General features: G+C 68.1%; 22 protein-coding genes. 2 read left to right on the top strand and 20 right to left on the bottom strand.

The genetic code is table 11. The annotated features are described in order from the left end of the window. Both ACNFOC_RS09945 and ACNFOC_RS09940 read left to right on the top strand, forming a co-directional pair. Positions 1 to 1,585: glycoside hydrolase family 18 protein (locus tag ACNFOC_RS09945; RefSeq protein ID WP_416958715.1), on the top strand; the 1,585-nt coding region annotated here is incomplete at its 5' end. A 231-nt stretch (positions 1,586 to 1,816) separates the two neighbouring features. Further along, positions 1,817 to 2,026 (top strand): hypothetical protein, encoded by a 210-nt coding sequence (locus ACNFOC_RS09940; protein WP_416958714.1) that lies wholly within the window; start codon positions 1,817 to 1,819, stop codon positions 2,024 to 2,026. On the opposite strand, the gene ACNFOC_RS09935 is transcribed toward ACNFOC_RS09940, so the two are convergent. The 20 genes from ACNFOC_RS09935 to ACNFOC_RS09840 form a co-directional block, all read right to left on the bottom strand. Continuing rightward, the gene (locus ACNFOC_RS09935) at positions 2,013 to 2,459 is read right to left on the bottom strand and encodes a DUF2550 domain-containing protein (RefSeq protein WP_416958713.1); all 447 of its coding nucleotides are present in this window, start codon (positions 2,457 to 2,459) and stop codon (positions 2,013 to 2,015) included. The genes ACNFOC_RS09940 and ACNFOC_RS09935 overlap by 14 nt on opposite strands. 138 nt (positions 2,460 to 2,597) lie before the next feature. Beyond that, the gene (locus ACNFOC_RS09930; RefSeq protein ID WP_365309655.1) at positions 2,598 to 2,972 is read right to left on the bottom strand and encodes a F0F1 ATP synthase subunit epsilon; all 375 of its coding nucleotides are present in this window, start codon (positions 2,970 to 2,972) and stop codon (positions 2,598 to 2,600) included. A 110-nt stretch (positions 2,973 to 3,082) separates the two neighbouring features. Further along, on the bottom strand, positions 3,083 to 4,519 hold the full coding sequence (gene atpD / locus ACNFOC_RS09925; protein ID WP_416958712.1) for a F0F1 ATP synthase subunit beta: 1,437 nt from the start codon (positions 4,517 to 4,519) through the stop codon (positions 3,083 to 3,085). Next, entirely contained in the window at positions 4,519 to 5,433 is a 915-nt protein-coding gene (locus ACNFOC_RS09920) for a F0F1 ATP synthase subunit gamma (RefSeq protein ID WP_416958711.1), read from the bottom strand. Before ACNFOC_RS09920 ends, atpD begins: the two co-directional genes overlap by 1 nt. A 20-nt stretch (positions 5,434 to 5,453) precedes the next feature. Further along, positions 5,454 to 7,043 (bottom strand): F0F1 ATP synthase subunit alpha, encoded by a 1,590-nt coding sequence (gene atpA, locus ACNFOC_RS09915; RefSeq protein ID WP_416958710.1) that lies wholly within the window; start codon positions 7,041 to 7,043, stop codon positions 5,454 to 5,456. Between the two features lie 130 nt (positions 7,044 to 7,173). Further along, positions 7,174 to 7,989, bottom strand: coding sequence for a F0F1 ATP synthase subunit delta (locus tag ACNFOC_RS09910; RefSeq protein WP_416958709.1), 816 nt, complete (start codon positions 7,987 to 7,989; stop codon positions 7,174 to 7,176). Next, positions 7,986 to 8,528, bottom strand: a complete 543-nt coding sequence (locus ACNFOC_RS09905; protein WP_200679770.1) for a F0F1 ATP synthase subunit B — start codon at positions 8,526 to 8,528, stop codon at positions 7,986 to 7,988. The genes ACNFOC_RS09910 and ACNFOC_RS09905 overlap by 4 nt, the downstream gene beginning before the upstream one ends. Positions 8,529 to 8,569: 41 nt before the next feature. Then, the gene (locus tag ACNFOC_RS09900; RefSeq protein WP_416958708.1) at positions 8,570 to 8,806 is read right to left on the bottom strand and encodes an ATP synthase subunit C-like protein; all 237 of its coding nucleotides are present in this window, start codon (positions 8,804 to 8,806) and stop codon (positions 8,570 to 8,572) included. 76 nt (positions 8,807 to 8,882) lie between these two features. Then, positions 8,883 to 9,704 carry a F0F1 ATP synthase subunit A gene (gene atpB / locus ACNFOC_RS09895; RefSeq protein WP_416958707.1) on the bottom strand — a complete coding sequence of 274 codons (822 nt, stop codon included), beginning with the start codon at positions 9,702 to 9,704 and terminating at the stop codon, positions 8,883 to 8,885. A 225-nt stretch (positions 9,705 to 9,929) separates the two neighbouring features. Continuing rightward, complete coding sequence (locus tag ACNFOC_RS09890) at positions 9,930 to 10,343, bottom strand: Cg1360 family ATP-synthase-associated protein (protein WP_406454589.1); 414 nt, start codon at positions 10,341 to 10,343, stop codon at positions 9,930 to 9,932. A gap of 294 nt (positions 10,344 to 10,637) precedes the next feature. Next, a complete protein-coding gene (locus ACNFOC_RS09885) occupies positions 10,638 to 11,957 on the bottom strand; it encodes an MraY family glycosyltransferase (RefSeq protein ID WP_416958706.1) in 1,320 nt (439 codons plus the stop codon). Between the two features lie 129 nt (positions 11,958 to 12,086). Continuing rightward, positions 12,087 to 13,325 carry a serine hydroxymethyltransferase gene (gene glyA, locus ACNFOC_RS09880; protein ID WP_416958705.1) on the bottom strand — a complete coding sequence of 413 codons (1,239 nt, stop codon included), beginning with the start codon at positions 13,323 to 13,325 and terminating at the stop codon, positions 12,087 to 12,089. A gap of 166 nt (positions 13,326 to 13,491) precedes the next feature. After that, positions 13,492 to 14,160, bottom strand: coding sequence for an arsenate reductase/protein-tyrosine-phosphatase family protein (locus ACNFOC_RS09875; protein WP_043683118.1), 669 nt, complete (start codon positions 14,158 to 14,160; stop codon positions 13,492 to 13,494). Continuing rightward, positions 14,157 to 14,804 carry an L-threonylcarbamoyladenylate synthase gene (locus tag ACNFOC_RS09870; protein WP_033285396.1) on the bottom strand — a complete coding sequence of 216 codons (648 nt, stop codon included), beginning with the start codon at positions 14,802 to 14,804 and terminating at the stop codon, positions 14,157 to 14,159. The genes ACNFOC_RS09875 and ACNFOC_RS09870 overlap by 4 nt, the downstream gene beginning before the upstream one ends. A 181-nt stretch (positions 14,805 to 14,985) precedes the next feature. Continuing rightward, complete coding sequence (gene prmC, locus ACNFOC_RS09865; RefSeq protein ID WP_416958704.1) at positions 14,986 to 15,831, bottom strand: peptide chain release factor N(5)-glutamine methyltransferase; 846 nt, start codon at positions 15,829 to 15,831, stop codon at positions 14,986 to 14,988. A 55-nt stretch (positions 15,832 to 15,886) separates the two neighbouring features. Further along, the gene (gene prfA / locus ACNFOC_RS09860) at positions 15,887 to 16,963 is read right to left on the bottom strand and encodes a peptide chain release factor 1 (protein ID WP_416958703.1); all 1,077 of its coding nucleotides are present in this window, start codon (positions 16,961 to 16,963) and stop codon (positions 15,887 to 15,889) included. Positions 16,964 to 17,067: 104 nt separating this feature from the next. Then, positions 17,068 to 17,292: a 50S ribosomal protein L31 gene (gene rpmE / locus ACNFOC_RS09855; RefSeq protein WP_416958702.1), complete on the bottom strand. Its 225-nt coding sequence runs from the start codon at positions 17,290 to 17,292 to the stop codon at positions 17,068 to 17,070. Between the two features lie 210 nt (positions 17,293 to 17,502). Then, a complete protein-coding gene (locus ACNFOC_RS09850) occupies positions 17,503 to 18,639 on the bottom strand; it encodes an LCP family protein (RefSeq protein ID WP_416958701.1) in 1,137 nt (378 codons plus the stop codon). Between the two features lie 500 nt (positions 18,640 to 19,139). After that, complete coding sequence (locus ACNFOC_RS09845; protein WP_416958700.1) at positions 19,140 to 21,944, bottom strand: S8 family peptidase; 2,805 nt, start codon at positions 21,942 to 21,944, stop codon at positions 19,140 to 19,142. Between the two features lie 169 nt (positions 21,945 to 22,113). Further along, on the bottom strand, positions 22,114 to 23,775 hold the full coding sequence (locus ACNFOC_RS09840; protein WP_416958699.1) for a phospholipase A2: 1,662 nt from the start codon (positions 23,773 to 23,775) through the stop codon (positions 22,114 to 22,116). Positions 23,776 to 23,799: the final 24 nt, after the last annotated feature.

Genomic DNA, 23,799 nt, shown 5'->3' with positions numbered 1-23,799 from the left:
GCCACTCTTCGCCCCGAACATCCTCACCGGTTTCGGCCGGGTCGAGGGCCGCCCGGTAGGCATCGTGGCCAATCAACCCATGCAGTTCGCGGGTTGCCTGGACATCGACGCGTCGGTGTCGCGGGCCACCGCGCCGCTGATGTCGGCGCTGGCCAGCCAGGTGCCACAGGAGGAAATCATCACCGTACGCAGGGCGCTGGTGTGCACCGCCTCCTCGATCACCGACACCTCGGTGAACCTCTCCTGGAGCGCGGCCACCGACGACAAGGGCGTCAAGAACTACGACGTCCTGCGCGACGGCACCAAGGTCGCCACGGTGACGACGACGTCGTACACGAACACCGGCCTGACCGCCGGCACCGACTACTCGTACACCGTGCAGGCCCGCGACACCGCGGACCAGACAGGACCGGTCAGCGGCGCGGTCGCCGTGCACACCACGGGCGGTACGACCACTCCCCCGACCACCGCCAGCAAGGTCAAGCTCGGGTATCTCACCGAGTGGGGCACCTACACCCGCAACTACCAGGTCAAGAACCTGGTGACCTCGGGCTCGGCCGCGAAGATCACGCACATCAACTACGCGTTCGGCAACGTGACGAACGGGCAGTGCGCGATCGGTGACGCCTACGCCGACTACCAGAAGACGTTCACCGCCGACCAGTCGGTCAGCGGCGTCGCCGACACCTGGGACCAGCCGCTGGCCGGTAACTTCAACCAGCTGCGCGAGCTGAAGGCCAAGTACCCGAACATCAAGATCCTCTGGTCCTTCGGCGGCTGGACCTGGTCCGGCGGCTTCGCGCAGGCGGCGGCCAACCCGACCGCGTTCGCCAACTCCTGCTACAGCCTGGTCGAGGACCCGCGCTGGGCCGACGTCTTCGACGGCATCGACATCGACTGGGAGTACCCGAACGCCTGCGGCCTGTCCTGCGACACCAGCGGCGCTGCGGCGTACAAGAACCTGATGTCCGCCCTGCGCACCAAGTTCGGCTCCAGCAACCTGGTCACCGCCGCCACCACGGCGGACGGCACCTCCGGCGGCAAGATCGACGCCGCCGACTACGCGGGCGCGGCCCAGTACGTCGACTGGTACAACGTGATGACGTACGACTTCTTCGGCGCCTTCGACGCGGACGGCCCGACCGCCCCGCACTCCCCGCTCACCACCTACACCGGCATCCCGACGCCAGGCTTCACCACGGCCGACGCGATCGCCAAGTTCAAGTCGAAGGGCGTAGCCGCGAGCAAGCTGCTCATCGGCATCGGCTTCTACGGCAGAGGCTGGACCGGCGTCACCCAGGACGCCCCGGGCGGCACGGCCACAGGCCCGGCGCCCGGCACCTACGAACAGGGCATCGAGGACTACAAGGTCCTCAAGACGTCCTGCCCCGTCACCGGCACCATCGCGGGCACGGCGTACGCCCACTGCGGCAGCAACTGGTGGTCCTACGACACCCCGAGCACGATCGCCGGAAAGATGAGCTGGGCCAAGACCCAGGGTCTGGGCGGCGCGTTTTTCTGGGACTTCAGCGGCGACACCAGCAACGGTGAGCTGGTGACCGCCATCAACAGCGGGCTGAGCTGATCCCCACGCTGCTCAGCGCCCTGCCGCGGACAGACCTCTCCGGTCTGTCCGCGGTGCGTTGCGTGGAAGGTCCTGCGTAGGGCGCGCTGTGCGCGGCACGCGCCCCCGGCGTGCGCCCTCTAGGGACCTTCGGCCCGTGCCTCAGGCCGGATGGCGGGTGGGGACAGGCCGCCGACCGGGCACATTGTGGGTCTCGCGACAATAAGCGGAATATCTCATTCGGGGGAAACCATGAAGCGCAGGCCCACCACGACCCACAACGCCAAGAAGCCCGTCAACTCCAGGATCGCGTCCGTCGGCGCCTTCGCCGGAGCGGCGGCAGCCGCACTCCTGGCCGCCAGCCCGGTCAACGTCACCGTCATGCTCAGCCCCGAGCCCCACACGGCCGTCGTCAGTCAGGCCGACGTACCCAACCCCGTGTGTCCGCTCAGGCCACGTTGACCCGCTGGCCGGGCGGAGCCGCCTCCAGCCAGGCCAGGAAACCCGTCAACGCGTCCTCGCTCATGGCGAGTTCGAGGCGGGTGCCGCGGTGCAGGCAGGTGAGGATGACGGCGTCGGAGAGCAGCGCCAGCTCCTCCTCGCCCTCGGGGAGGCGGCGGCCGGCGACCTCGATCGCGGAGCGTTCCAGTGTGCGGCGCGGGCGGTAGGCGTAGGAGAAGACGCGGTACCACTCGATGCGGTCGCCGTTGTAGCGGGCGACGCCGTAGCTCCAGCCCTTGCCGTTGGTGTCGGGTTTCTCCGGGACGTCCCAGCGCAGGGAACAGTCGAAGGTGCCGCCGGAGCGCTGGATGAGTCTGCGGCGCAGGCCGAAGACGAACAGCCCCACCGCCACAAGGGCCACGACAATTCCGCACACAGTCAGAGCGAGGACCATCGACACCGACCTCCTCGTCTCCTAGGTAAAACAGGTAACGGAACGGAAAAAACACCCACATTCGCCTCAGCCGCGGCTGGGGCCGGATTCCTCCGGTCCCAGCCGCGGCTGAGTCACGTCATAGCGTCAAACCTGGGTTCAGCGCGTCTCCGCCGCACGCAGTCGGACGTCCGCGCGGCGCTCGGCGGACTCGTCGCCCTCCGCCTTCGCACGCTCCAGCTCCCGCTCCACGCGCTGGACGTCGATCTCGTCCGACAGCTCGGCGATCTCGGCGAGCAGCGACAGCTTGTTGTCCGCGAACGAGATGAAACCGCCGTGCACCGCGGCGACGACCGTCCCGCCGTCGCTCGTGCGGATGGTCACCGGGCCCGACTCCAGCACACCGAGCAGCGGCTGGTGACCGGGCATGACGCCGATGTCGCCGGACGTGGTGCGCGCGACGACCAGGGTGGCCTCGCCGGACCAGACCTGGCGGTCCGCGGCGACGAGCTCGACATGCAGCTCAGCAGCCAAGGTGGGCTCCTCGGGTCACCACCCGGCGGTCGTGCCGGGTGTGGGTTCAATTCTAGTAGGCATGAAAGAGGGGGTGGGACACGCCCCACCCCCTCAGGTGAAGCACGGGGTCAGGAGACGCCCAGCTCCTTCGCGTTCGCCTTCAGGTCCTCGATACCACCGCAGAGGAAGAACGCCTGCTCCGGGAAGTGGTCGTACTCGCCGTCGATGATCGAGTTGAAGGCCACGATCGACTCGTCCAGCGGGACGTCCGACCCGTCGACGCCGGTGAACTGCTTGGCGACGTGGGTGTTCTGGGACAGGAAGCGCTCCACGCGACGGGCACGGTGGACGGTGAGCTTGTCCTCCTCGCCCAGCTCGTCGATACCGAGGATCGCGATGATGTCCTGGAGGTCCTTGTACTTCTGGAGGACCGTCTTGACGCGCATCGCGGTGTTGTAGTGCTCCGCCGCGATGTACCGCGGGTCCAGGATGCGGGACGTGGAGTCCAGCGGGTCCACGGCCGGGTAGATGCCCTTCTCGGAGATCGGACGGGAGAGAACCGTCGTCGCGTCGAGGTGGGCGAACGTGGTGGCCGGGGCCGGGTCGGTCAGGTCGTCCGCGGGGACGTAGATCGCCTGCATCGAGGTGATCGAGTGACCGCGGGTCGAGGTGATGCGCTCCTGGAGGAGACCCATCTCGTCGGCCAGGTTCGGCTGGTAGCCCACCGCGGAGGGCATGCGGCCGAGCAGGGTCGAGACCTCGGAACCGGCCTGCGTGAACCGGAAGATGTTGTCGATGAAGAACAGCACGTCCTGGTTCTGCACATCGCGGAAGTACTCCGCCATGGTCAGACCGGCCAGGGCCACGCGCAGACGGGTGCCCGGGGGCTCGTCCATCTGGCCGAAGACGAGCGCCGTCTTGTCGATGACGCCCGAGTCGGCCATCTCCTCGATGAGGTCGTTGCCCTCACGGGTGCGCTCGCCGACACCGGCGAACACCGAGACACCGTCGTGGTTGTTGGCGACGCGGTAGATCATCTCCTGGATGAGCACCGTCTTGCCGACGCCGGCACCGCCGAACAGGCCGATCTTGCCGCCCTTGACGTACGGGGTCAGCAGGTCGATGACCTTGACGCCGGTCTCGAACATCTCGGTCTTCGACTCGAGCTCGTCGAAGCGCGGGGCCTTGCGGTGGATGGACCAGCGCTCGCCCGTGTACTTCTCGTCGCTGTTCAGCACCTCACCAAGGGTGTTGAACACCTTGCCCTTGGTGAAGTCGCCGACCGGGACGGTGATGCCCGTGCCCGTGTCGGTGACGGCGGCCTGGCGGACCAGACCGTCGGTGGGCTGCATCGAGATCGTGCGGACCAGGCCGTCACCCAGGTGCTGGGCGACCTCCAGGGTCAGCGTCTTCTGCGCACCGTCCAGGGCCGGGTCGGCCACCTCGACGTGCAGAGCGTTGTAGATCTCCGGCATCGCGTCGACGGGGAACTCCACGTCGACGACCGGGCCGATGACCCGGGCGACGCGGCCCGTGGCAACGGCCGTCTCAACTGTCGTCGTCATTACTTGTCACTCCCCGCGGTCGCGTCGGCCAGGGCTGCGGAGCCACCGACGATCTCGCTGATTTCCTGGGTGATTTCGGCCTGGCGGGCCGCGTTGGCAAGACGGGAGAGCGTGGTGATCAGGTCTCCCGCGTTGTCGGTCGCCGACTTCATCGCGCGGCGGGTGGCGGCGTGCTTGGAGGCAGCCGACTGAAGCAGCGCGTTGTAGATACGGCTCTCGACGTACCGCGGCAGCAGGGCGTCCAGGACGTCCTCCGCCGACGGCTCGAAGTCGTACAGCGGAAGGATCTCGCCCGAGGGCACGTCCTCCGCGACCTCTTCGAGGCTGAGGGGCAGCAGCCGGCTGTCGATCGGCGTCTGCGTCATCATCGAGACGAACTCGGTGTAGACGATGTGGAGTTCGTCCACGCCGCCCTCCGCCGTCTCCGTCTCGATCGCCTCGATCAGCGGACCCGCGACCTTCTTCGCGTCCGCGTACTCGGGCTGGTCGGTGAAGCCGGTCCACTGCTCCGCGATCTTGCGCTCACGGAAGTTGTAGTGGGCGACACCGCGGCGGCCGACGATGTACGTGTCGACCTCCTTGCCCTCGGCCTCAAGACGCGCGGTCAGCTGCTCCGCGGCCTTGATGGCGTTGGAGTTGAAGGCGCCGGCCAGACCGCGGTCGCTCGTGAGGAGCAGCACAGCGGAACGGGTCGGCGTCTCGGCCTCGGTGGTCAGCGGGTGCCGGGTGTTGGAACCCGTACCGACCGCCGTGACCGCGCGCGTCAGTTCCTTCGCGTACGGCGTCGAGGCCTGCACCTTGCGGTGCGCCTTGACGACGCGCGAGGCGGCGATCATCTCCATCGCCTTGGTGATCTTCTTGGTCGCGGTGACGGATCGGATGCGACGCTTGTAGACCCGGAGCTGGGCTCCCATGAGTCAGGTCCCTTCCTACGTCACTTGGCCGCGGCCGGGGCGTCCTCGCCGAGGAGCTTGCCGTCCGAGGTCTCGAACTGCTTCTTGAACTCGGCGATCGCGTCCGCGGCGGCGGTGAGGGTGTCGTCCGACATCTTGCCGCCCTCCTTGATGGAGGTCATGAGGCCCTGCTCCTTGCGGTGCAGGTACTCAAGCAGCTCCTTCTCGAAGCGGCGGATGTCCTCGACCGGTACGTCGTCCATCTTGCCGGTGGTCGCGGACCACACGGAGACGACCTGGTCCTCGGTGGGCATCGGCTGGTACTGCGGCTGCTTGAGCAGCTCGACCAGCCGCTGACCGCGCTCCAGCTGCGACTTCGACGCGGCGTCCAGGTCGGAACCGAAGGCGGCGAACGCCTCCAGCTCGCGGTACTGGGCGAGGTCGAGGCGCAGTCGCCCGGAGACCTGCTTCATCGCCTTGTGCTGCGCGGAACCACCGACTCGGGAGACGGAGATACCGACGTTCAGCGCGGGGCGCTGACCGGCGTTGAAGAGGTCCGACTCCAGGAAGCACTGGCCGTCGGTGATGGAGATGACGTTGGTCGGGATGAACGCCGAGACGTCGTTGGCCTTGGTCTCGACGATCGGCAGACCGGTCATCGAGCCCTTGCCCATCTCGTCGGAGAGCTTCGCGCAGCGCTCCAGCAGACGGGAGTGCAGGTAGAAGACGTCACCCGGGTAGGCCTCGCGGCCCGGCGGACGGCGCAGCAGCAGGGACACGGCGCGGTAGGCGTCGGCCTGCTTCGAGAGGTCGTCGAAGATGATGAGGACGTGCTTGCCGTCGTACATCCAGTGCTGGCCGATGGCCGAACCGGTGTACGGCGCAAGGTACTTGAAGCCGGCCGGGTCGGACGCCGGGGCGGCGACGATGGTCGTGTACTCCAGCGCGCCGGCCTCTTCGAGCGCACCACGCACGGAGGCGATGGTGGAGCCCTTCTGACCGATGGCGACGTAGATGCAGCGGACCTGCTTGTTCACGTCGCCCGAGCGCCAGTTGTCGCGCTGGTTGATGATCGTGTCGACGGCCAGGGCGGTCTTGCCCGTCTGGCGGTCGCCGATGATCAGCTGACGCTGGCCACGGCCGATCGGGGTCATCGCGTCGACGGCCTTGTAGCCGGTCTCCATCGGCTCGTGCACCGACTTGCGGACCATGACGCCCGGGGCCTGAAGCTCCAGCGCGCGGCGGCCGGTGGTCTCGATCTCGCCGAGGCCGTCGATCGGGTTGCCGAGCGGGTCGACGACACGGCCGAGGTAGCCCTCGCCGACGGCGACGGACAGGACCTCTCCGGTGCGGGTGACCGGCTGGCCCTCCTCGACACCGCTGAACTCGCCGAGGATGACGGTACCGATCTCACGCTCTTCGAGGTTGAGCGCGAGACCGAGGGTGCCGTCCTCGAACTTCAGCAGTTCGTTGGCCATGGCCGAGGGGAGGCCCTCGACCTTCGCGATGCCGTCGCCGGCAAGGGTGACCGTGCCGACCTCCTCGCGCGAGGCCGCGTCCGGCTTGTACGACTGGACGAAGTTCTCCAGCGCGTCCCGGATCTCCTCCGGCCGGATCGTGAGCTCCGCCATCTGGGTTCCCTGCTCTCCTTGTTGGGCCCGAAGTTTCACTTGGGGGGATGGGGGGACTCCCCCCATGACGAGGTGAATCCTCTGCACGGCCCAACTCGGGCCGCCTTACTACGTCTTTGTTGTGGTGCTGCTAGCTCGCCATGCGGCGGGAGGCGTCATCGAGACGGTCCGCGATGGAACCGTTGATGACCTCGTCGCCGACCTGCACCCGGATGCCGCCGAGGACCTCGGGGTCCACGTCGATGTTCAGGTGCATGTGGCGGCCGTAGAGCTTCGCGAGGGCGGCGCCCAGGCGCTGCTTCTGCGGGTCGCTCAGCGGGACCGCCGTGGTGACGACCGCGACCAGGCGGCTGCGGCGCTCGGCGGCGAGCTTGGACAGGGACTCGAGTCCCGCTTCCAGGCTACGTCCCCGGGGCGCGGTCACCAGGCGGGTCACCAGTCGCTCGGTGGCCGGCTTGGCACGGCCACCGAGCAGGCTGCCGAGCAGCTCGCTCTTGGCCGCGGTGCCGGCGGCGCGGTTGGTCAGCGCGGCGCGCAGTCCGGTGTTCGAGGAGACGATCCGGCCGAACCGGAACAGCTCGTCCTCGACGTCGTCGAGCTCGCCCGACTGCTGGGCGGCGGTGAGGTCGGCGGTGGCCGCCAGCTCCTCCAGCGCGTCCACCAGGTCGCGGGACTGCGACCAGCGGGAGCGCACCATGCCGGACAGCAGGTCGAGGGCGGGGCCGCCGACCTGGGCGCCGAGCAGGCGCTCGGCCAGCTGGGCCTTGGCCTCGCCGTCCTGCGCCGGGTCGGTGAGGACTCGGCGCAGGGACACCTCACGGCCGAGCAGCGCGGTGACGGCGGCCAGCTCGTCGGCGAGCTGCGCCGCGTTCACGGACGTGGAGTCCGTCAGCGCGTCGAGACGCTCACGTGCGGCTGCCAGGGCCTCGCGGCTCGCTCCGTTCATCGTGCGGCCTCGGCCTTCTCCTCGAGTTCATCGAGGAAACGGTCGATCACGCGGCTCTGCCGGGCGTGGTCCTCGAGGGACTCGCCGACGAGCTTGCCGGCCAGGTCGGTGGCGAGCTTGCCCACGTCCTGGCGCAGCGCCTGCGAAGCGGCCTTGCGGTCGGCGTCGATCTGCGTGTGACCGGCGGCGACGATCTCCTCGCGCTGCCGCTGGCCTTCCGCGCGCATCTCGGCGATGAGCGTGGCGCCCTGCTCCTGCGCCTCCTGGCGCAGACGCGCGGCCTCGTGCCGGGCCTCGGCGAGCTGAGCCTTGTACTGCTCAAGCACGCTCTGTGCCTCGGTCTGGGCGGCCTCGGCCTTCTCGATACCGCCCTCGATGGCCTCGCGCCGCTCGTCCAGAACCTTGTTGATGTTCGGGAGGAGCTTCTTGGCGAGGAAGCCGAAGACGATGACGAAGGCGATCAGGCCGATGACAAGCTCGGGGATCGGCGGGACGAGAGGGTTCTCCTTCTCGGCCGCCAGAATGAGCAGCTGGCTCATGTCAGTGCCTTTCGTCTAGTGGGCTGTTGCTGATCGACAGATCAGATGCCGTAGACGAACGGCATGACCAGGCCGATGAGGGCCAGGGCCTCACAGAAGGCGAAGCCGAGGATCTGGTTGGCGCGGATCAGGCCGGCAGCTTCGGGCTGACGGGCAAGAGCCTGGGTGCCGTTGCCGAAGATGATGCCGACGCCGACGCCGGGACCGATGGCGGCGAGGCCGTAGCCGATGGAGCCGAGCGAACCGGAAACGGCAGCGAGGGTCTCAGTGGCAGCCATGCTGATTCTTCCTTATCTATACGGACCGGCGGGGGTTGGCCACCGGACGCTCAGGGGGTTTTGCAGGGGGTGCTGCTCAGTGGTTCTCGGCGAGCGCGCCCTGGATGAAGGTGCAGGTCAACAGCACGAAGACGTAGGCCTGCAGGGCCTGGATGAAGAGCTCGAAGGCCGTCATCACGAGGACCATGATGAACGAGACACCCGCGTAGGCGATGCCGATGCCGTTGAGCAGGTACCAGCTGGCGATCGTAAAGAGCAGCAGCAGGGTGTGGCCCGCGAACATGTTGGCGAACAGTCGCACCGCGTGCGTGAACGGCCGGACGATCAGGTTCGACAGGAACTCGATGAACATCGCCAGCGGGAGAACCGGGCCGAGCGACTTGTCGTAGCCCGTGAAGTTCTTGAACGCGCCGACGAATCCGTGCCGCTTGAACGTCAGCGAGACCCAGGTGATGTAGACGATGATCGCGAGGACGATCGGGTACGCGATGATCGACGTCACCGGGAACTGGGCGACCGGGACGATCGACCAGAGGTTCATCATCCAGATGAAGAAGAAGAGCGAGACGACCAGCGGTACGTACTTCTCGCCCTCCTTCTTTCCGATCGTCTCGTAGACGACTCCGCGGCGGATGAAGTCGTAGCCGGACTCGGCGACCATCTGCAACTTGCCGGGGACGACCTTCGGCTTACGGAAGGCGGCCCAGAAGAAGCCGACAACGATGACCGAACCGATCAGCGCCAGCAGCATCGGCTTGTTGAAGTACACGTTGCTGTCGCCGTCCCCCAGAAGGGGCTTGAACAGGAACGAGTGCAGGCCGGGAGCCGGGAAGCCACAGCCGTCGAAGATGTGGCAGTCGGTCTCGAAGGCGAGCACCTGCGTCGGGTCAGCACTCACCGCGGGCTCCTTCAGCGTGGCGCATAGGTACGGCAACCTCGTTGTGTCGGCGCGGCGGACAGCCGCGGTTCGGCACTGGACTGGTGTTACGGATGTGGGGGCGGCAGTGGGGCATCAAGCCTCGCGATTGAGCAGGCGTCAGCTCAGATGCCCGCGCCCGCGATGCCGCAGTTGGCACCGGACGATAGCAGGGTCGCTTACGTGCTCTTATCCCGGCCCTACCTCTCACGACGAATGCCCCGACTTCTCGGGCTCGACGTAGAGGATCTTGGCCTTCATGTGGGCACGGGTCTGCGCGGCGGTCCAGATGATGGTGCCGGCGAGCAGCGTGAACGCGAAGGCCTTGGGATTGAACAGCGTGGTGTGCTTGAACGCGGCCAGGAAGATGAACAGCAGAAGAATCTGCGCCGCGAAGAGCATGAGGCCCATCGCCTGGAACAGGTGCGGAAGCGATTTGGCAGTGCGCTGCAGAACGTAGAGCCCGATTCCCATGAAGAGGATCACGATCAGCGTCCCAACGGCTGCCCCAATAGCTCCTTCGCCGCCGGCGACCACACCACTGACCACGGCGGCAATCGCGCCGACGGCAGCTGTGGGCACAGCGGCTTGAAGGAGAATCCGGGCGTCATTGGACGGCATGGCGGCAACTCCGCTTGCTAAGGGGGGCGTGTCGTCATGGACGAGCGTAGTCCCGGGATGAGAGAGAACCTCACGCCAATGGACCCTCGCACTACGGTCCTTCGGCTCTGTCCCGGGTTCTCGTGAACCGTATCACAAACTATTTGATGCGGTCTTTACCTAGAAGGTGTGCTTGCTGTCACACATGAGAGTGACAGTGCGCGTCTGTGCAAAATAGCGGCCAACTTGTCTGGTATAGGGAGGCTTTGTCCTCCCACGAGATGGCAACGCTTTAGTCAGATTCTTACCTTGGCGTCAGCGCGACGACTCGGCTTTACGTCCGTCCAGGAGGCGCGAACGGGCGCCGACAGCGGTCGCCCCGTTGACTCCTGACACTCCGGCGGTGATCGGGGCGCGCGGGGCGCGGTCTTCTTCCGCCAGCACCACAACGGGGTCAACCGCGGCCCTACGACGGCGATATCGCGGCGGCACCAAGAACTCGGCCCAACGCGGCGCACGCGGTGTGAAGCGCGGCAGCAGAAGCAGCAGCAGCCCGATCGCGCTCAGGAAGACGATGCCGAGGACGATCCACATCGAGGCCGAGTTGACCGAGTAGGACAGCGCCCCGAACGCGATCAGCGCCGACCAGAAGTACATGATCAGCACCGCCCGGCTGTGCGAGTGGCCGATCTCCAGGAGCCGGTGGTGCAGATGGCCGCGGTCCGCTGCAAATGGCGACTGACCGCGCCAGGTGCGGCGGACGATCGCCAGCACCAGGTCGGCGGCTGGCACCGCGATGATCGTCAGCGGCAGCAGCAGCGGGATGTAGACCGGCACCGTCTGGTGCACCGCCGCCTTCTCCGAGCCGACGAACAGCTGGAGCGCGTCCGGGTCGACCTGTCCCGTGATGGAGATCGCACCCGCGGCCAGCACCAGGCCGATCAGCATCGAGCCGGAGTCGCCCATGAAGATGCGCGCGGGGTGCATGTTGTGCGGCAGGAAGCCCAGGCACATGCCCATCAGGATCGCGGAGAAGAGCGTGGCCGGGGCGGCGGCCTCGATGCCGTACGAGTACCAGATCCGGTAGGCGTACAGGAAGAACGCCGCGGCCGCGATGCACACCATGCCGGAGGCCAGGCCGTCGAGGCCGTCGACGAAGTTGACCGCGTTGATGGTGATGACGACCAGGGCGACCGTGAGCAGGGTGCCCTGCCACTGGGTCAGCGCCACGTTGCCGACGCCCGGGATGGGCAGCCACAGGATCGTCAGACCCTGCATGACCATCACGCCGGCGGCGATCATCTGGCCGCCCAGCTTGATCAGGGCGTCGATCTCGAACTTGTCGTCCAGGACACCGATCAGCCAGATCAGGGCCGCCCCGGAGAGCAGGGCGCGCGGCTCGTCCGAGTTCTCGAAGACCTCGCTGAGGTTGGTCAGGTGGTCGGCGACCAGCAGACCCGCGCACAGACCGAAGAACATGGCGATACCGCCGAGCCGCGGAGTGGGTTCCCGGTGCACGTCACGGGCCCTGATCTCCGGCATCGCCCCGGCCACGATCGCGAACTTCCGCACCGGCCCGGTCAGCAGATACGTCACCGCGGCCGTCACGCAGAGCGTCAGCAGGTATTCACGCACAGGCTTCCCCACAGGTCTCGCTGGCCATCACAGCCCCACACCCTAGCGAGGGACGCATATGGTTGGGGACTTCCGGGTAGCGACGATGGTTGCACGTGTGGCTGTGTACCTGGGTCCGGGTACCCCCGTTCAGCCCGGATACGGCGGGAATCCACCCACAAGATCCCGCACTTCGTCACGGGCCAGCCTGGTGTCGGTCCGGCCGCGCAGCACTCCCGCGATCAGCGCCGAGATGCCCGCCATCTCGCCCTCCCCCATGCCCTGCGTGGTCACCGCGGCGGTACCCAGCCGCAGCCCGCGCGAGTCTCCGTGCGGCAGCGCGCAGCAGTCCAACACCAGCCCGGCGGCAGCGAGTTGACCGCGTGCGGCGCGTCCGTCGACGCCGAGGGGCAGCGGGTCGGCGGTGATGAGGTGGGTGTCGGTGCCGCCGGTGGTGACGACCAGCCCCTCGGCCGCCAGACCCGCCGCGAGCACCCGGGCGTTGGAGACCACCTGATGGGCGTACGCCGTGAAGGCCGGGGTCGCCGCCTCGCCGAACGCGACGGCCTTCGCCGCGATGGTGTGCATCTGCGCGCCGCCCTGCGTGAACGGAAAGACGGCCCGGTCGACCCGCTCGGCCAGCTCGCTCCCGCACAGCAGCATCCCGCCGCGCGGCCCGCGCAGCACCTTGTGCGTGGTCGCGCAGACGACATCGGCGTACGGCACCGGGTTCGGCGCCGCTCCGCCGGCGACGAGCCCGATGGGATGCGCGGCGTCGGCGATGAGATAGGCGCCCACCTCGTCGGCGACCTCGCGGAAGAAGGCGTAGTCGATGTGCCGGGGATAGGCGATGGACCCGCACACGATCGCCTTGGGCCGATGCGTACGGGCGAGGGAACGCACCTGCGGGTAATCGATGAGCCCGGTCTCCGCGTCCACTCCGTACCCGACGAAGTCGAACCACCGCCCGGAGAAGTTGGCGGGCGACCCGTGCGTGAGATGCCCGCCGTACGGCAGCCCCAGCGCGAGGACGGTGTCGCCGGGCCGCAGCAGCGCGGCGTAGGCGGCGAGCACGGCCGAAGACCCGGAGTGCGCCTGCACGTTGGCGTGCTCGGCGCCGAACAGCGCCTTCGCCCGTTCTACGGCGACGCGCTCGGCGACGTCGACGATCTCGCAGCCGCCGTGGTGGCGGGCGCCGGGGTATCCCTCGGCGTACTTATTGGCGAGCGGGGAGCCGAGCGCGGCCAGCACGGCGGGCGAGGTGAAGTTCTCGGCGGCGACCAGCTGGAGCGTCGTCGACTGCCGGGTCAGCTCCCCGAGCAGGATCTCGGCCAGCTCGGGGTCCTGACGGCGCAGGACATCGGCCTCAAGGACAGGGGTGACCGACATGGCAGGCTCCGGGGCGTCGACGGTGACGTACGTCCAATGTAGGCCCGGGGCGGGTGAGGCGCGCGGCCGTTGCTACGTCTTGGCCGGTACGCCTGTGAGGGCGGTGACCACCGGGTCGATCGCCTGGTTCAGCTACATCAGCCGCTCCGCGGCGGGCGTCCCCGGCTCAAGTCCGCGCAGGAACACCCGTCAGTGCCGTCACCACCGGGTCGATCGCCTGGTTTATCTCGTCGCCGATGGAGCGGAAGAACGGGAGCGGGGCGCCGTACGGGTCGAAGACCTCGTCCGCCTCTGCCGTGGGGGCCAGGAGCCAGCCGCGCAGGGCCGCCGCCGCGCGGACCAGGGCGCGGGCACGGGCCACCATGCCGTCCTCCAGGGGCGGCAGGGTCGCCGGGTCTATGGCCTTCACCAGGCGGGTGAACTCCTTCAGGGTGAAGGTGCGCAGGCCCGCCGAGTGGCCCATCGAGATGACCTGGGCGCGGTGGTCCCGGGTGGCCGTCAGGACCAGGTCGGCGCGGATCACGTGGTCGTCGAGCAGCTCGCGGCCGGTGAACCCGGAGGGGTCCGCGCCGAAGTCGGTGAGGACGGTCGCCGCGTTGGTCTCCATGGGTGCGCCCTCATGGCCCCATGTGCCGGCGCTCTCCACGATCAGCCCGCCCCACAGCGGGTCGCCGAGCCGGTCCGCCAGGGCATGACGGGTCAGCCGCTCGGTGATCGGCGAGCGGCACACGTTGCCGGTGCTGACGTGGAGGATGCGGAAGCTGTCCATGGGAAGCCCGAAGGTCCCCGTCACTTCCCCGTTGCCTATGCCACGCCCCGCGTCAGGGGCTGTCAATTCGCCACCTCGAGGTCGGGTACGACCTTGCGCAGCTCCTCCGCCGAGATCGCGCCCGCGCGCAGCAGCAGCGGCACCTCGCGCGTGACGTCGACGATCGACGACGGCACGTTGCCGGGCGTCGGACCGCCGTCGAGGTACACGGAGACCGAGTCGCCGAGCATCTCCTGGGCCGCGTCACAGTCCTCCGGCGCGGGGTGCCCGGTGAGGTTCGCCGAGGAGACCGCCATCGGGCCGACCTCCGTCAGCAGCTCGATCGCGACCGGGTGCAGCGGCATCCGTACGGCGACCGTGCCCCGGGTGTCGCCCAGGTCCCACTGGAGCGACGGCTGGTGCTTGGCGACCAGGGTGAGGGCGCCCGGCCAGAACGCGTCGACGAGTTCCCAGGCCAGCTCGGAGAAGTCCGTGACGAGGCCGTGCAGCGTGTTCGGGGAGCCGATGAGGACGGGGGTGGGCATGTTGCGGCCCCGGCCCTTGGCGTCCAGGAGATCGGCGACGGCCTCCGAGGAGAACGCGTCGGCCCCGATGCCGTAGACCGTGTCGGTCGGCAGGACCACGAGTTCGCCCCGGCGGACGGCGGACGCGGCCTCGCGCAGACCCGTCGTGCGGTCGGTCGCGTCGTTGGTGTCGTATCGCCGTGCCATGTCTAGCGGTCTCCTTTTTTCGTAGCTCGGTTCGCCTCCGGGGCGCCTGTTGTCGGTGTCGAGACCGCGACCGTGCTCGACCCTGCGGGCCTCCGCGCTCCCCCAGAGGGGGGACCCCCAGCGCCCTCGACACCGACGCGCCCCTTCGGCTCACTCGCTGCTGCCGTAGCGAACGCTGCTGTCATGGCATGGCCTTGCGGGCGGTCGCGAAGCGCGGGCGGTTGTTGAGATCGGGGTGGTCGGCCGCGTCGGCCCAGCCACGCTCCTCGGTGAAGATCCACGGCACCTGACCGCCCTGGGTGTCGGCGTGCTCGATGACGACGACACCGCCGGGACGGAGGAGACGGTGTGCGGTGCGTTCGATGCCGCGGATCAGGTCGAGGCCGTCCTCCCCTGAGAACAGGGCGAGTTCGGGGTCGTAGTCCCGGGCCTCGGGAGCGACGTACTCCCACTCCGTGAGCGGGATGTACGGCGGATTGGAGATGACCAGGTCGACATGGCCGTCGAGGTCGGGGAAGGCGTCCAGGGCATTGCCCTGCCGCAGGTCGACCCGCGACCCCTCCATGTTCTTGCGGGTCCACTGGAGGGCGTCCTCGGACAGCTCCACGGCGTGCACCCGGGAGCGCGGGACCTCCTGCGCGAGAGCGAGCGCGATGGCGCCGGAGCCGGTGCACAGATCCACGATCAGCGGCTCTACGACGTCCATCGCGCGGACCGCATCTATGGCCCAGCCGACCACCGACTCGGTCTCGGGGCGCGGCACGAACACCCCTGGCCCGACCTGGAGTTCGAGGTACCGGAAGAAGGCGCGGCCGGTGATGTGCTGGAGCGGCTCACGCTGCTCGCGCCGGGCGATGGTCTCCCAGTAGCGGGCGTCGAAGTCCACGTCCTTCACGGAGTGCAGCTCGCCCCGCTTCACACCGTGCACGTACGCGGCGAGCTCCTCCGCGTCGTTGCGCGGCGAGGGCACGCCGGCGTCGGCCAGCCGCTGGGTGGCCTGGGCCACCTCTGCTAGCAGCAGGTTCACGCAAGTCCTCCGTGTCGTACTCGTCCGTGCCGAACGTGCCGTGCGTGCCGTTGTGTTACGCCGCCGCGAGCTTGGCGGCCGAGTCCGCGTCCACGCAAGCCTGGATCATCGCGTCGAGGTCGCCGTCCAGGACCTGGTCCAGGTTGTACGCCTTGAATCCGACGCGGTGGTCGGAGATGCGGTTCTCCGGGAAGTTGTACGTACGGATCTTCTCGGAGCGGTCGACCGTGCGGACCTGGCTGCGGCGGGCGTCGGCGGCATTCTTCTCCGCCTCCTCCTGCGCCGCGGCGAGCAGCCTGGAGCGCAGGATACGCAGTGCCTGCTCCTTGTTCTGCAGCTGGCTCTTCTCGTTCTGGCAGGAAGCGACGACTCCGGTCGGAATGTGCGTGATGCGCACCGCGGAGTCGGTCGTGTTGACGGACTGGCCGCCGGGACCGGACGAGCGGTAGACGTCGATGCGGAGGTCGTTCGGGTTGATCTCGACGTCGACCTCCTCCGCCTCGGGCGTGACCAGGACACCGGCCGCCGAGGTGTGGATACGGCCCGCGGACTCGGTCGCCGGGACGCGCTGCACACGGTGCACGCCACCCTCGTACTTCAGGCGGGCCCAGACACCCTGGCCGGGCTCGGTCGCGCCGTTGCCGCCCTTGGTCTTCACGGCGACCTGGACGTCCTTGTAGCCGCCCTGATCGGACTCGGTGGCGTCGATGATCTCGGTCTTCCAGCCGACGCGCTCCGCGTACCGCAGGTACATGCGCAGCAGGTCACCGGCGAACAGGGCGGACTCGTCGCCGCCCGCGCCCGCCTTGACCTCAAGGATCACGTCCTTGTCGTCGTTGGGGTCGCGCGGCACCAGCAGCAGCCGCAGCTTCTCCGTGATCTCGTCGCGCTGCTTCTCCAGCTCCTTGACCTCGGCCGCGAACTCCGGGTCGTCGGCGCCGAGTTCACGCGCGGTCTCGATGTCGTCGCCGGTCTGCTTCCAGGAGCGGTACGTGGCGACGATCGGGGTGAGCTCGGCGTAGCGCTTGTTCAGCTTGCGCGCGTTGGCCTGGTCGGCGTGGACCGACGGGTCGGCGAGCTTCTTCTCAAGGTCGGCGTGCTCGCCGATGAGGTCCTCGACAGCCTCGAACATCTTGGGCTCCTGAAATGCGTACGGAAGGGAAGGCGGGCGACCAAAAACGCCGGTCCCGGCACGCCGAAAAAGGGCGTGGCCGTGGACCGGCGAAATGGAGCTCGCTACTTCGTGGAGCCGGCAGCAGCCTTGCCGAAGCGGGCCTCGAAGCGGGCCACGCGGCCACCGGTGTCGAGGATCTTCTGCTTGCCCGTGTAGAACGGGTGGCACTCGGAGCAGACCTCGGCGCGGATCGCTCCGCTGGTGATCGTGCTGCGGGTGGTGAACGACGCGCCGCAGGTGCAGCTGACCTGGGTCTCGACGTACTCGGGGTGGATCTCGCGCTTCAAGGGTGTCTCCTAGTTTCGGGAGGGCTCCGGGTCGCTGCCGCGGATGCGGTCGCGTGAACCGGGGCCGACTGTCCAGTCTGCCAGCACTGGAGCCATCTCCCAAAACGGGGGGTTGCTGTTGTCTATTCCCCTGCGGGTGCGTTGTGGCTGAGCGCGCCCCGCGGCGGAGCCGCAAATCGACACAGCCCCGCGCCCCTGGGGGGGTGCGCCTCAGCCAGCTGTTACGACGCCCTTGGCTTCGCCTGTTGCCGTCCCCTTGGTCGCCGCCGCGGGAATCGGCTGGTCGTTCTTCAGGGCGTTCCAGACCAGCTGGGCCTTCGACTTCTCCACGATCACGCGGTTCGGGTTGGCCGGGTCGTACTCGACCGGCATCGTGACCATGTTCATGTTCTTCGAGCTGATGCCCTTGAGGCCGTTGGCGAAGGACGTGAGGGAGTTCACGGAGCCCAGGTCGGAGTCGGTGGTGACGGCCTCGGTGGCGGTGTTGGCGAGGGCGTACAACTTGGTCGGGCTGGTCAGGACGCCTATGTGCTTGACCTGGTTGACCAGGGCCTTGATGAAGGCCTGCTGGAGCTGGATGCGGCCGAGGTCGGAACCGTCGCCGACGCCGTGCCGGGTGCGGACCAGGCCGAGGGCCTGCGAGCCGTTGAGCGTGTGTGTGCCGGCCTTGAGGTTCAGATGGCTCTGCGAGTCCTTGATGTCCTTGGTGGTGGTGATCTGGACACCGCCGAGCTCGTTGATGAGCTTCTCGAAGCCGGAGAAGTCGACTTCGAGGTAGTGGTCCATGCGCAGGCCGGAGATGGACTCGACGGTCTTCACCGCGCAGGCCGCGCCACCGGTCGTGTACGCCGAGTTGAACATCACGCCGGACGCCGCGTCGTGCGTGACGCCCTTGGTGTCGGTGCACTCGGGGCGGTCGATGAGGGTGTCACGCGGGATGGACACCACGCTGGCCTTCTTGTGGCCCTTGTAGACGTGGATGACCATCGCGGTGTCGGAGCGGGCGCTGCCGTCGTCGGTGCCGCCGCCCAGCTTCTTGTTGGTGCCGGAGCGGCTGTCCGAGCCCAGGACCAGGATGTTCTCCGAGCCGTTGTCGACCTTGACCGGGCGGTCGGTGCCGAGGGCCTGGTTGATGTCGACGCTCTTGATGTTGCCGTTGAGCTTGAAGTACACGTACCCGGCACCGGTGCCGCCCAGCACCACGACGCCCGCCGCGACCCAGGCCGTGATCAGCAGGGCCTTGCTGCGCGGACTGCGGTCCTTCTTACGGCCTCCGGCGCGGTGGCGCGGGCCGCTGTTGCCGTCCTTGCCCGGTATGGCGGGCTCCGGCGTGCTCTCGGCGGACATGGGCTCCTCGCATCTCGTTCCGGTCGGTTACCCCCTGCTTTCAGGGTTCAGGCCTGGCCGAAGCGACCGATACCGCTCAATCCTCGCTCCATGGTCGCTCCGCCAGGTCAGACAGGGAAACTCGGGAAAGGGTTGCACAACGCAGAGTGCCCATCGCGTACGGCGATGGGCACTCTGCGTAGTCGCGTCAGCGGGTTATGCCCCGCTCACCTGCGATTTCAGCCGAAGATGTCGTACTGCTGGAAACCGGTGCCAGGCGACTTCGGTGTGCCGAAGATCTCGCTCGTGGCCCAGAACGCGAGGCTCCGACGGGCATACGACGACAACGCCCGACTGCTTGGTGAATCCGGCCGAGTTTATCGAGCACCGCCGCAACAACGTCGGTTCGGGATATTCGGCGTCGCACCACCGGTACTGATGTCCCGCGGTCTTCGCACCGTCAGTTCGCCTGGCAGAAAACCGCTGAACCGATTAGCCCCCAGGATTTCTGGCGCGCTGCGCTAACGTGCCGCCATTCCGAACCGCAGGCCACTCGCGGGGAGCCCGCCGGTGCCGGGCGCGTAGGTGATGACGGGCTGCGCGGTGCCGCCGGTGGCGTTCGCCCACGGCATCGCGTACAGGGCACCGTAGGCACCTGGCCCGTAGGGCATCCCGATGTACAGGCGAGTGGGTGTGCCGTACAGGCTGGACCCTGCCTTGTACGAGGTGCCCGGGGTGCCCGGCATGCCGGTGGCGTTGCCGGCCTCGATCCATTGGTCGTTGGCGCCGGGTGCTCCGACCAGGGAGAAGATGCTCACCGCGCCCGCGTCGACGACTGTGCCGACGTCCTCACCCGGCACTCCGACAGCCATCCGCAGGTTGGTGGCGGTGGTCTTCCCGGATCCGAGGCTGGTCAACGCCACCTGCGCGCCCATACCGTCACCGGCCTCAGGGGCGCCGACGACATCGTCAGGAGCCTGCTGGTAGTCGGTGTCGGTCTTGGCGACCACGGGGTTGCGGCTGTTGACCGCGGTGAGGACGACGACCCGGCCCGCGTCGGCCTTGTTGGCTCCTGCGTAGGTCACGTCCTCGCCGGGGACACCTATGGCGATGAAGGAGCCTTGAAGGGTGAAGGTGCCCATGGTGACGGTGCCTTCGGCGGCCGCGACCGCGGCGCCGAACTGGTCACCGGCCTCCGCCTCGGCGCCATCACCGGGAGCCGCCTGCCTGGACGCTCCCACGAAGGTGGGCACGCCGTTGCTGTTGAGGTCGTGGCTCAGCACGTCGACCGAGCCCGACACCACCTCGGCGGCGTTGGGGCCGCTCAGATAGGGAATGACTCCCTCGCCCGGGCTTCCGATCACCACGTGCAGGGACGTCGCGGCGACGGAGGAACCGAACTTGTCGCCCGCCTCGAGGACGTCGTTCATCCCCGACTTCCCCTGGATCAGCGATCGGTTGACGGTGCCGCGCAGATAGTAGACGTCGCCGGCATCCGTCTTGCCGTCGATGTCTTCGCCAGGAACCCCGATGACCAGGTAGGGCTCCTTGGCGAGGGTGAGGCCGGCGGCAAGGGCGGCGCCCATGCGGTCCCCGGCTTCGGACGTCCCGGCCAGGATGTCGCCCGATCCTGTGGCCTGCTCGTAGCGGATCGATGCCTTGCCGGCGGAGAGGCCGGCCGCGGATCCGTAGACGACGTCGACGACGCCGGCGTCGGCCGCTGTGCCGATGTCCTCGCGGGAGGTGGAGACCACCAGGTCGGTGCAGTCGTCCTGGTCGTAGTCGACGGTTGCCAGAGCGTCGCCGAAGTAGTCGTTGGCCTCGGCGGCGCCGGGGACCGCGGCCAGGTCCTGGTTGAGCTCGAAGGTGCCCTTGCCGCCGCCGTAGACGATGCGCACCAGACCGGCCTTGGCGTCACCGCCGACAGTGGCCTCGGGGTCGGCGACGGCGATGTCCTCGACCCCGTCGCAGTTGAAGTCGGTGATGTTGCCGGCTCCTTCACCGAGCGCCTTGGCGAGGTCGACGCGCGGTGTGGTGGCTCCTGTGTAGGTGATGGGCTTGCCCGTGGTCTTCAGGAGCGACTCGAGGCTCGCGAGGCTCGTCTCGGGGAAAGCCTCTCGGAGGACCGCGAAAGCACCGGCCACGTACGGCGCGGCCATGGATGTGCCGCTCTTTGTGGCATACCCGCCGCCGGGTACGGAGGAGACGATGCTGGTGCCGGGTGCGAAGAGGTCCAGCAGTGGGCCCCGGTTGGTGAAGGCGGACAGTTCGTCGTCCGCGGTGGTGGCGCCGACCGCGATGGCGGAGGAGACGCAGGCGGGTCCGCTGACGGCGTCCTGGCCGTTGTTTCCGGCCGCCGCGACGGTCGCCACCCCGGCGTTGAGCAGACTGTCGATGATCTGCTTGCGGGGGTCGTCGTCACAGGCTGCGGCATACCGGCCGTTGCCGAGGCTGAGGTTCGCGGCGACGAGCGGTGTGCCGGACTGCTTCAGCTTCAGGACCTTTTCCAGCCCTGCGATCTGGGCGCTGGGGAAGCTGCCGACGCACGGTGTGTAGTCGGGGCCGCCGCAGAAATCCTCGGAGTTGAACTGGCTGAAGATCTGGACGGAGACGAGGTCCGCACCGGGAGCCACCCCGGAAGCGGGTGCTCCGGTCAGGTTCGTGCCGTCGCCGGCGGCGATCCCGGCCACGTGGGTTCCGTGATCACAGCCCACGACGGTCGCACAGGGCCCGGTCCCGGAATCGGCACTGCCCAGCCCGTCCTGTTCCTCAGCCCCGTTGGGGCACAGGCTGGTGGCGGAGTAGTCGGGATCGGCGGGCGAGACGCACGCCTCCGCGACAACCCGGTCCTTCAGATACGGATGGCTGGTGTCGATGCCGGTGTCCAGAATGGCGATCGCGGTGCCCTGTCCGGTCGCGCCCGCCGCGGCGGCCACATCCGCGCCGGTGAGAGGGACGGCCTCGTCCAGCGGCGGCGGCACCGGCACGTCCTCGGTGACGCTGACCACACCTGACTGGGTCGCCAACGCATCCAGTCCGGCCTGGTCGACCCTGAGGGTGACGACCGGCAGGGTCGTGAAGGACTTCATCATCGTGCCGACGGCCGTCGCGGCGGGCAGATCCGTGCGGCTCTTCGTGACGACGTTGACGCGAACCGTACTGCCGTCGGCGGTCTCGTCGTACAGCGGCTGGTCGACGGGGTCGTCCGCCGCTTCTGCTGCTGTTGCAGCAAGGGTGCCGAGCGATGCGGCGGCGTGGGCCGGAACAGCGCCGACCGCGGCGGTCATCACCACGGTGACGACCGCTGCCCATATCGGTCTCTTCAATGTTGCTCCAACAAGAAGCGGGCGTGACTCAGCCCGAAGGAATGTCTGTGGGAGGCAGGCGTGATGGGCCCGGATGGCGAGAGGTCTCCGCCACCCGGGCCGATCACGTCCAACTGACCTGCCCCGTCAGGATGTTGTGCTGCGGCCCGTCAGAAAGCCTGGTGACGGATCAGGTCGCGTTGGCACCGTTCTTCGGGTTGCCCACCAAGCCCACGGCCTTGTAGTAGACGTAGGCGATGGACTTGCAAAGCGGTCTTCTCGTGATGAAGTAGGCGTTGCAGCTGTACGTCTTCATCGTGGTGTAGAAGGCGTTGTCGACGTTCGACTTCTTGTTGCGGTCGAGGTAGTACTTGTAGCCCTTGTACGTGTTGCCGATCAGGCCGTAGCCGTAGTCGTGCATGTCGCAAGCGCTGCGGAAGTTGAAGCCGCGCGGCTTGCTGATGTTGGGACCCGGCGTGCTGCAACCGTCGTTGTTGATGCCTACGACCCAGTGCCCGGTCGGTGTCTGCTTCCAGTACGGCTTGTGCCAGCCGTAGTGCGCGGCCCACGCGGCACAACCGCTCTCCAGGTACCACATCCAGTCCGTCGCGCGGTTGCAGTGGCGGGGATAGGCCTGCGGGTCCGAGATCTCACCGGGGATGAAGTCCGTCGCCGGCGGGGCGACGGCAGCTTCGTTGGTGATGTCGGCCGCGCCCGTGAAGACCGACTCGGAGGACGGACGCGCGGGACCGATGGGCTCGACGTTCGGGACGGCCGACTCGGCCGGGAACGACAGGTCCCAGGCGCCGTTGGACGGCGAAGTGACGTCGGAGACCCGCCCGGTGGAGTCATAGGCGTACGAAGAGACCGGCTCGGTGCCCTCGACCGGGTTGGCCACCGAACGCAGCAGACCCGAAGTGTCGTAGGAGTACCGCGCGAGCGTCTGCGTCGTGGCACCGGTGGTGACGGTGATCTCCTTGACGCGACCCGCGAACTCACCGAGAGCCGCACTCGTGGACGTCGTGGCGGTCGAGTACTTGACCGCCAACGACTGCGCCGGGGTCTCCCCGGCGGCGGCCTCCTGGACGGTGGAGATCCGGCCCTGGGCGTCATAGGTGGCGGTGGAAAGGCTGCCGACGGCCACGTTGCCCACACCGGTGACGCGCCAGGAGTCGGCGCCCGGAGCGGCCTGCTTCCATGTGTAGGCGGGAGTCAGCTCGCTGGTTCCGATGGCAGCGGTGGCATCCGTGTCGGCGGACTGGTCCTCGTCCACGGTCGGCGTGGCCACGTTGACGACCTCGGAGGCGGTGGCCACCAGGACACCGGTCGCCTCGTCGAACCTGGTGGTCTCGGTGAACTTGTCGCCTTCGGTGGTCACGTACTTCTTGACGCCGCCACCACTCGGGTAGTCGACGCTGCTCTGTAGCGTGTAGGTGATGGCGACTTTCGAGTCGAGGTCGGTGACGACCACGGAGTTGGCCTTCTGCTCCAGCTTGCGGTTGAGCTGGCCCCCTACGAACTCGGCTTCCCAGCCCGGGCCGAAGACGCCCATGTCCGGACGGGACGCGGGTGCCGACTCCGGCTTGGCGACGCCGCCGGCCTGAGCGGTGACACTGTGGCTGCGGCTCATGAGGCCGTCCGCCACATCCGTCTCGTAGATCTCGAAGGACTGTTCATCGGTCGAGTACAGGCCGGGACCGATCTGTAGGAAGTCGCCCTCCGCCAGTGGCGGATCGTCGACTGCGGCCTCCGCGGCGAGCGATACGCCCGCAGGAGCCGCCCCCGCCGGCTGCTGCGGGAGCAGCAGGCTTATGGACAGCGCGGCAAATACCGGTAGCGCAATTCTGCGCACGAATTTCCCCCATGTAGAAAATGT

The sequence above is a fragment of the Streptomyces colwelliae genome, from assembly GCF_048158785.1.
GTDB lineage: Bacteria > Actinomycetota > Actinomycetes > Streptomycetales > Streptomycetaceae > Streptomyces.
Note: the sequence above shows the minus strand (reverse complement) of the source record. Positions and strands in the feature narration are given on the sequence as shown.